Here is a 7,402-nt window from a genome sequence, read left to right as displayed (position 1 = left end):
CTGGCTGGATCAATCCCATAATCAAACGCAAGGCGGTAGATTTACCTGCACCATTCACACCCACCAACCCCATCACTTGACCGGTTGGTAATTTCAGGTCAAGGTGATCCAGATAAAACTCCGGATAGCGCTTGCAAACCTGATTAAATTCAATGGCGTTTTGCATGATTGCGTCTCTTATTCAGGCAATTGGTAATCAAATTTTTCAGTGCAAGGAAATTCACTTTTCTTGTCGGTATGAGTGCAAGCGTAGGTTCCACTGCCACTAATCCCTTCGAATTTACCCGAGCCACCAATAATATCGATAGCGCCGCTCACCTCACCTTTCGCATTACCCGTGCCTGCATGCTGAACAAAAATACTGTCGCCCTCTTTATCTTCAAAGGTACAAAAGCCAGCACCTTTGTTGATATCTTTACGCGTAAAATTGGCATAGGCGCATGCCGCCTTACCCATGTGCAAAGGCCCACTACCCGCTTCATTAAAGGTCACACCTGTGGACGTGTAATGACTGTAATCGTCATTGAATTTTATGGGCGCGTCACCTTTAAATATCGCATTAATACTGATACTTCCCGATCTTGGTAAATTTTCTGCACTGAGATTCGCACTAAACCCCAATAACGCAACAACAGCAGCAACTACCTGAATAGAAATTGGCTTTTTCATAAATCCTCCTAAAAAATATTGCGTAACAACTAACTCCCAATTAATGCTTTTTTTACCAGCGCTACAATTTGGCTATCACTTAATCCCAACACATGCCCAGTGTTAATCACGCTGGCGATATGCTTTTCCAACTCCGCTTCAAGCAGCGTTTTTTGTACATCCACCACATCGGCCACAAACGAACCGCGCCCCGCCTGAGTCACAATTACGCCTTCCATCTCCAACTCGGTATAGGCGCGCTTAACCGTAATCACACTCACCTGGGTTGACACACTCAACTCGCGAATTGAAGGCAAGGGGTGCCCCGCAGGCCAATCGCCCGCGCGCACTTTTTGTTTGATCTGCTCCATGATTTGCAGATACATGGGCCGACTGTCGTTCTGCGAAAGAAATAATGCCTCGGTCACGCAAACCCCATCTGTATATATACGATATGCACAGTATACACAGATATACACAGTACGCAACCAAAAAAGCCAATAGCCCTTTAAACGCCCCGTATAGGCATCCGCCTTCAAAGTGCTTATCATTAGCACCCGCCCGTCAAACCATAAGTCACGGATCGCATGAATCAACGCAGCCAAACACAAGCCATTATGTTCGCCGACGTCTCCGGTAGTTCGGCGCTATATAAGCGGGTGGGTAATGAAGAAGCTAAAGCGACGATTGATGACGCTGTTCAATTTATGACGGCGCTGACCATCGTGCATGAAGGCACGTTGGTGAAAACCATTGGTGACGAAATCATGGCGCGCTTTGATTTGGTTAACCAAGCGTGTGAAGCGGCCATTGCGATTCAACAGCGCAGCATTAAAGAGCCTCGGCTGAAAGATTTGGGAATTCGTATCGGCATTGCCTATGGCGATGTACTCATCACACCAAATGATGTTTTTGGCGATAGGGTTAACGATGCAGCCTGCGTGGCACATATCGCCCGCGCCAACCAGATCGTGATCACCCAATCTGTTGTGGATGCAATGGATAACGCACTGCGCCGCGACTGCCAGATGTTTGATCGCATCAACATCAAAGGCGAAACAGAGAAGACACTGATTTATCGCTTGGAGTGGGAACACTCCGGTAAAGACAATCGCGCGACCATGGTCATGCCGATTCACGATGTCACCCGTTTTGTCGATAAATTCCAATTGGAATTAGTGGTAAACGGCCGCACTATTTCGCTGCTGCCAGAACAGACGCCCTTTCACATTGGACGCGACCCGCACAAAGCGCAATTGTTGATCGAAACTGAGTTGGCCTCGCGCGAGCATTGCCATATTGAATTTCGCCGCGGCAAATATGTGTTGGTTGATCACTCTACCAACGGCACCTATGTCTACGTGGATGAGCAAGAACCTATTTATTTGCGCCGCGAAGAATTGCCATTACAAGGTCGGGGGTTTATTGGCCTTGGCCAAACCGCTACTGCCAGCACGCCTTGGGCGCTGCATTTTAAAGTGTGACACTCCAACATGAACAATCCCTCCATGAATATCGAAACAACAATTGAATACTCCACGCCCAGCCTGATACGCCGTTTTGCTGCCATGGTGTATGACTCACTCCTAATTATGGCGCTCAGTATTTTGTATGGTGCGATTGTGGCGGGAATTAACGTGGCCATTAAGGGCGCACCCGAGACAGGGGAACGCATCACCTGGGGAATATTTGGTGCAGTCGTTTTTATTGGCTGGATTTTGACTATAGGATTATTTTTTTGTTATTTCTGGCACAAATCCGGCCAAACATTGGGAATGAAAACCTGGCGGATGAAAATCGTAAATAACGATAACCTGAATTGCCCGAGCTATGCACAATGTATTATTCGTTTTCTCTGCGCGCCAATATCACTCTGTCTGGCAGGCGCCGGCTATTGGATGATGTATACCAACAACGAGCGCCAAACACTGCACGATAAAATCAGCAAAACACGCACACTGCTTTTGAGCAAAGAAAAGAAATAATTTAGCGTGCTCTGTTCAGCAAATAAATTCCCAATGCAATGCATAGCAAGATGGGAATCATCACTGCGACAACGGGAGGGAAACCAAATACCAAACTGGATGGCCCCAATAATTTTTGTAAGAGTACAAATACAATTCCAAAAATTACGCCGGTAAAAATTCGTTGACCCATGGTGACGCTACGCAGCGGACCAAACACAAAGGAAATAGCAATCAACACCAAACTTGCTGTCGCAATCGGCTGCAATATTTTTTGCCAAAACGCTAAGCTGTAATTACTGGCAGTAAGATTTTGCGCTTCAAGATAATTGGTATAGTAATGCAGGTTGCGCATAGAGATATCTTCCGGTGCCAGCACCAGGATATTAAACAAGTTAGGGGTGAGAGGCGTTTCCCACCGACGCTCAGCCAGAGTTTCATTGCGCACACTGGCATCCTCCATAAAGGTGATAGAAATATCATTTTCTTGCCAATATCCGTCCTGATAAACCGCTTCTTTGGTGAAACTGGCAGATTCCAATTGATGCTGGTCATTAAATTTATAGCGCGTCAAACCGTAAATAACACCATTAGGCAACACGGCATTCACATACATAAATTCATTGCCCTCGCGGTTCCACACTTTTTGTGGCGCCTGCTGAGTCACATTGTATTTTAAAAAGTGACGGCGATTTTCTGCCATTTGCTCTGTATAGGGTGAAACAAATTCACCTAAAAGCAGTGCGATGGCAATAAAAATCAGCGCAGGACGCAACGCAATCCACGCAATGCGTTTTACCGATACTCCCGCTGCCCGCACTATGACTAGCTCACTGGTACTGGCCAACAAACCCAAGCCAGCGAGACAGCCAATCAAGCAAGCGTAGGGAATCAAATCGTAAAGGCGACGGGGCACGGTTAGTGCCATGTAGTAAAAAGCTTCTAGCGCGGTGTAAGTCTCAGTAACTTTTTCTAACTGGCTAATCAAACCAAAAATAAAATCTAATGCCACAAACACTAACAGGGTCATGGCGATTGCATAAAAAACAGTGCGCGATATATAAGCTGTAATTTTACGCATGGGCCACCCTCACCGATTTATTGCGCGACTGCAATAGTGCCTGCCAATTCAACATCAACAGAGCGATGACCAAAAAGGGAATATGCACTACCCAGACGCCTAACCAAGCGGGTAGATCTCCTTCCGCGATGGCTCCGCGCGCATTGATCAGAAAGGCGAGATAAAAAATATAAATCAAAATCGCCGGCAGCATTTTCAGGTAGCGCCCCTGTCGTGGGTTAGTCTTACTCAGTGGCACTGCCAGCAAGGTTGCAATCAACACCATTAACGGCATGGAGATACGCCACTGCAACGCCGCTTTGCTTTCCGAATCACTCGCTGTGAACAACTCGGCCGTCGTTTTAGCGTCTGCCTCACTCTCAAGCTCTGCTTCACTGGTTGTGGGTGGAAGATACCTGCCCCACTCGTCAAATTTTGTGATTTTAAATTCGCTGGTACCAGGACGCCCCTCGTAAAGATGGCCGCTGTGTAGAACCAAATAGCGCTGTCCGTAGTCCGCAACGTAAGCCTGCTCACCAGTCTCGGCGATCACGATGGTGGAATTGGTTTGGCCGTCTTGTTGGGCCACAAACACTTGCTCCAAACGTTTATTGTCATCACTCACTTGTTCTACATAGGTCATGATGCGCCCCTGACCTATCGTCTGAAAGCGCCCTTCTTGTAAGCTTTCAAATTCACTCCGGTTGCGCTGCTCAGCCAGAACCTGCTCAGTGAGCTGTGCCCCCAATGGGCTCAGCCAAAAACTGAATACCGCAACAACCAAAGCGACAAATGCGGCAGGTACCAGCGTAATTCGTACCAATTGCCATTGGCTCATACCGGTAGCGGATAACACCACCATTTCACTTTCGATATACATGCGCCCATAAGCCAGCAGAATCGCGAGGTAAAAACCCAACGGCAAAATCAATTCCAGCAAATTAGGCATACGGTAGGCGATGATGGTGAAGAGCACGTCGACGGCGAGCTTGCCCTGCGCGGCATCTTTTAGATAATCACCGAACTTCCCCGAAAGAAAAATAGTAAGCAGAATCGCGCTTACCGCCAAACTGGTGATCAACAAATCCCGCGAGAGATAACGAAAAATAATCAAAGTGATAATCCTGTCATTCGACATTGGCTACTGCGTGTACAAAATCTGCCCAATAGGGTCTGCCGCTTTTATAGATAGATTGTCTAGTTGTGACTAGTGACTTGTGGCAGGCGATAAGGTTCAGCTTTTCACCGAATTTTGCCGCCATGCACCGCGCAAATTGTGGCATTATCACGTACCGCGCCCGATTTGTCTTGAGCGAATTTTTCACTGCTTTTTTTACCAAGGACTTTCTATGACCGCCGCCAAAGCCTCTGCAAAATCTGCCAAACCTGCGACTGCCAAATCCGCCATTACCAAAACCAGCCTGATCCAGTTCTCAACCAAAGCGATCGATCCCATCAAACAAGTGACCCAATGTCTGGTCGTCGCCAGTTATGAAGGCGTAAAACTCTCGCCATCTGCCAGCGCGATCAACGCTGCCGATGCTCAGCAGTTGGAAACACTGCTCAAGCGCGAGGGTTTTCAAGGTAAGGCAGGACAAAGCTTGCTGTTATTGAATCCCCAAGGCATAGCCGCAGAACGCTTGTTGGTGCTGGGCTTTGGTGCCCCCAAAGATGGTCATGTCAGTGCCGACAACTATCGTCGCGCAGTACAAAAAATCGGCGATGCATTGCGTGCGACTACTTGCAGTGAAATCACCCTCGCTTTATCAGAAGTCAGTGTTGCCGAGCAGGATGCCGAATGGCAGGCTCGCCAAGTCGCAGAAAGTCTGAGCTTGCTGGATTACCGCGCCGATAAACTCAAAAGCAAACCGGCCGAACTTAGCTTGCAGCTAAAGAAAGTATTTTTTGGTGCAACCAAAGCCCAAACCGCTGGCGCAACCAAAGGCCTGCTGCTCGGCCAAGCTATCGCCAAAGGCGTCAATCTGGCGCGCGAACTGGGCGATTTACCGGGTAATATTTGTACACCGACTTATCTCGCCAGCGAAGCCAAGCGCCTCGCCAACAAGCAGTCAAAACTGAGTGTAAATATCCTCGAAGAAAAACAGATGAAAGAATTGGGCATGGGCTCACTCTTGTCAGTTGCCGCTGGCAGCGACCAACCTGCCAAACTCATCGTGCTGGAATATAAAGGCGGCAGTAAAAAGCAGGCGCCAATCGCGCTAGTGGGTAAAGGCATCACCTTTGATACTGGCGGCATCAGCCTGAAACCAGGCGCCGCAATGGATGAAATGAAATACGATATGTGCGGTGCTGCAAGCGTACTCGGCACCATGCAGACCCTGCTGGAATTGCAATTGCCAATTAATGTGGTGGGTGTGATAGCAGCATCAGAAAACATGCCGAATGGCAGCGCCACTAAACCAGGTGACATAGTCACCTCCATGTCTGGCCAGACGATTGAAATCCTCAACACCGATGCGGAAGGCCGTTTGGTGTTGTGCGATGCCCTCACCTACACCGAGCGCTTTAAGCCAAAAGCCGTTGTTGATATCGCAACCCTCACTGGCGCCTGCGTGATCGCACTGGGTAATCACGCGACCGGTTTGTTCAGCAACAACGATGAGCTTGCTAAATCCCTGCTGAAAGCCGGTGAAGAATCCGCCGATCGCGCCTGGCATATGCCATTGTGGGACGATTACCAAAAACAACTTGATAGCAACTTTGCCGACATCGCCAATATCGGCGGTCGCGAAGCTGGCGCTGTCACCGCCGCCTGCTTTTTGTCACGCTTTACGAAAAAGTTTGCTTGGGCACATCTGGATATCGCCGGCACCGCCTGGCGTTCGGGCGGTGCTAAAGGTGCCACCGGCCGCCCGGTAACCATGCTAGTACAGTACTTGCTTAATCAGGTTTGATCGTGACGCAGGTGGACTTTTACATACTGCCGGAAACAACCAGCGAAGCCCGCTGGTTGTTTGCCTGCCGCTTGATCGACAAAGTACAGCGTATGGGCATGCGGGTATTGGTGGCGATGGACAGTGAAGCAGAAGCACGTGCGTTCGATGAATTGCTGTGGACGTTCAAGCCGGAAAGTTTTATCCCGCATCAATTGATAAACGGCGGCAAACCATCACCAGTGGAGATTACCTTTACACCGGACGCTGGCGACCATCAAGGTTTATTGCTTAACTTGAGCAAGACCACGCCACCCTATTTCAGCCGCTTCGAGCGTTTGAGTGAAGTGGTCATTCAGGAACAACAGAGTTTGCAATCCAGCCGCGAGCGCTTCAGTTTTTATAAAAGCCGCGGCTATCCGATTGAAACCCGTAAATTGTGATACGCGCGTACAGACAAGGCGATTAACAGGTAAGCATCATGGCCAATACGAATAAAACCAAAGCCGAAATATTGCAGGAGCTGGAATCGATAAAAGGATTATTACTGGAAGAAGATGACATTCCCATTCTGCAGGATATGGAGGGTGAAGATGAAGTTCTCGATGAGGATTTCCATTCAGAACCTCCTGTGTTGATCAACCGCCACGAGTCGGTTTTACCAGGCCAAGGCTCGCTGTTTGATGAACCCAAATCAGTTATTGCCAAAATTGCCGGGCAACTGGATACAACTACTCACTCCCCTGAACAACATGCCTCCACTCAGGAGCCTAAAAAACCTGGTTTTACTGCACACTTGGGCACAACCCATTCAGGCACAAACGCAGATCATCGAC

10 protein-coding genes are annotated in these 7,402 nt (G+C 48.6%); 5 read left to right on the top strand and 5 right to left on the bottom strand.

The annotated features are described in order from the left end of the window. The 3 genes from ACWA6V_RS14050 to ACWA6V_RS14040 all read right to left on the bottom strand — a co-directional run. Positions 1 to 166: ATP-binding cassette domain-containing protein (locus ACWA6V_RS14050; RefSeq protein WP_449523079.1), on the bottom strand; the 166-nt coding region annotated here is incomplete at its 3' end. Positions 167 to 177: 11 nt separating this feature from the next. Beyond that, positions 178 to 669: a hypothetical protein gene (locus ACWA6V_RS14045; RefSeq protein ID WP_449523078.1), complete on the bottom strand. Its 492-nt coding sequence runs from the start codon at positions 667 to 669 to the stop codon at positions 178 to 180. Positions 670 to 698: 29 nt separating this feature from the next. Continuing rightward, a complete protein-coding gene (locus tag ACWA6V_RS14040; RefSeq protein ID WP_449523077.1) occupies positions 699 to 1,076 on the bottom strand; it encodes a GntR family transcriptional regulator in 378 nt (125 codons plus the stop codon). 159 nt (positions 1,077 to 1,235) lie between these two features. Here ACWA6V_RS14040 and ACWA6V_RS14035 point away from each other — a divergent pair, with 159 nt between their 5' ends. Continuing rightward, complete coding sequence (locus tag ACWA6V_RS14035) at positions 1,236 to 2,132, top strand: adenylate/guanylate cyclase domain-containing protein (protein WP_449523076.1); 897 nt, start codon at positions 1,236 to 1,238, stop codon at positions 2,130 to 2,132. Between the two features lie 9 nt (positions 2,133 to 2,141). After that, positions 2,142 to 2,633: an RDD family protein gene (locus ACWA6V_RS14030; RefSeq protein ID WP_449523075.1), complete on the top strand. Its 492-nt coding sequence runs from the start codon at positions 2,142 to 2,144 to the stop codon at positions 2,631 to 2,633. A 1-nt stretch (position 2,634) separates the two neighbouring features. Here the strand turns inward: ACWA6V_RS14030 and lptG are convergent, their stop codons facing one another. Both lptG and lptF read right to left on the bottom strand, forming a co-directional pair. Then, entirely contained in the window at positions 2,635 to 3,693 is a 1,059-nt protein-coding gene (lptG, locus tag ACWA6V_RS14025) for an LPS export ABC transporter permease LptG (protein WP_449523074.1), read from the bottom strand. Beyond that, entirely contained in the window at positions 3,686 to 4,786 is a 1,101-nt protein-coding gene (gene lptF / locus ACWA6V_RS14020) for an LPS export ABC transporter permease LptF (RefSeq protein WP_449523073.1), read from the bottom strand. Before lptF ends, lptG begins: the two co-directional genes overlap by 8 nt. 235 nt (positions 4,787 to 5,021) lie before the next feature. Here lptF and ACWA6V_RS14015 point away from each other — a divergent pair, with 235 nt between their 5' ends. The 3 genes from ACWA6V_RS14015 to ACWA6V_RS14005 all read left to right on the top strand — a co-directional run. Then, on the top strand, positions 5,022 to 6,587 hold the full coding sequence (locus ACWA6V_RS14015; protein ID WP_449523072.1) for a leucyl aminopeptidase: 1,566 nt from the start codon (positions 5,022 to 5,024) through the stop codon (positions 6,585 to 6,587). A gap of 2 nt (positions 6,588 to 6,589) precedes the next feature. Next, positions 6,590 to 7,009: a DNA polymerase III subunit chi gene (locus ACWA6V_RS14010; RefSeq protein ID WP_449523071.1), complete on the top strand. Its 420-nt coding sequence runs from the start codon at positions 6,590 to 6,592 to the stop codon at positions 7,007 to 7,009. A gap of 38 nt (positions 7,010 to 7,047) precedes the next feature. Then, positions 7,048 to 7,402 (top strand): hypothetical protein (locus ACWA6V_RS14005; protein WP_449523070.1); only part of this gene is annotated, 355 nt, incomplete at its 3' end.

The sequence above is a fragment of the Cellvibrio sp. genome, from assembly GCF_053579595.1.
Note: the sequence above shows the minus strand (reverse complement) of the source record. Positions and strands in the feature narration are given on the sequence as shown.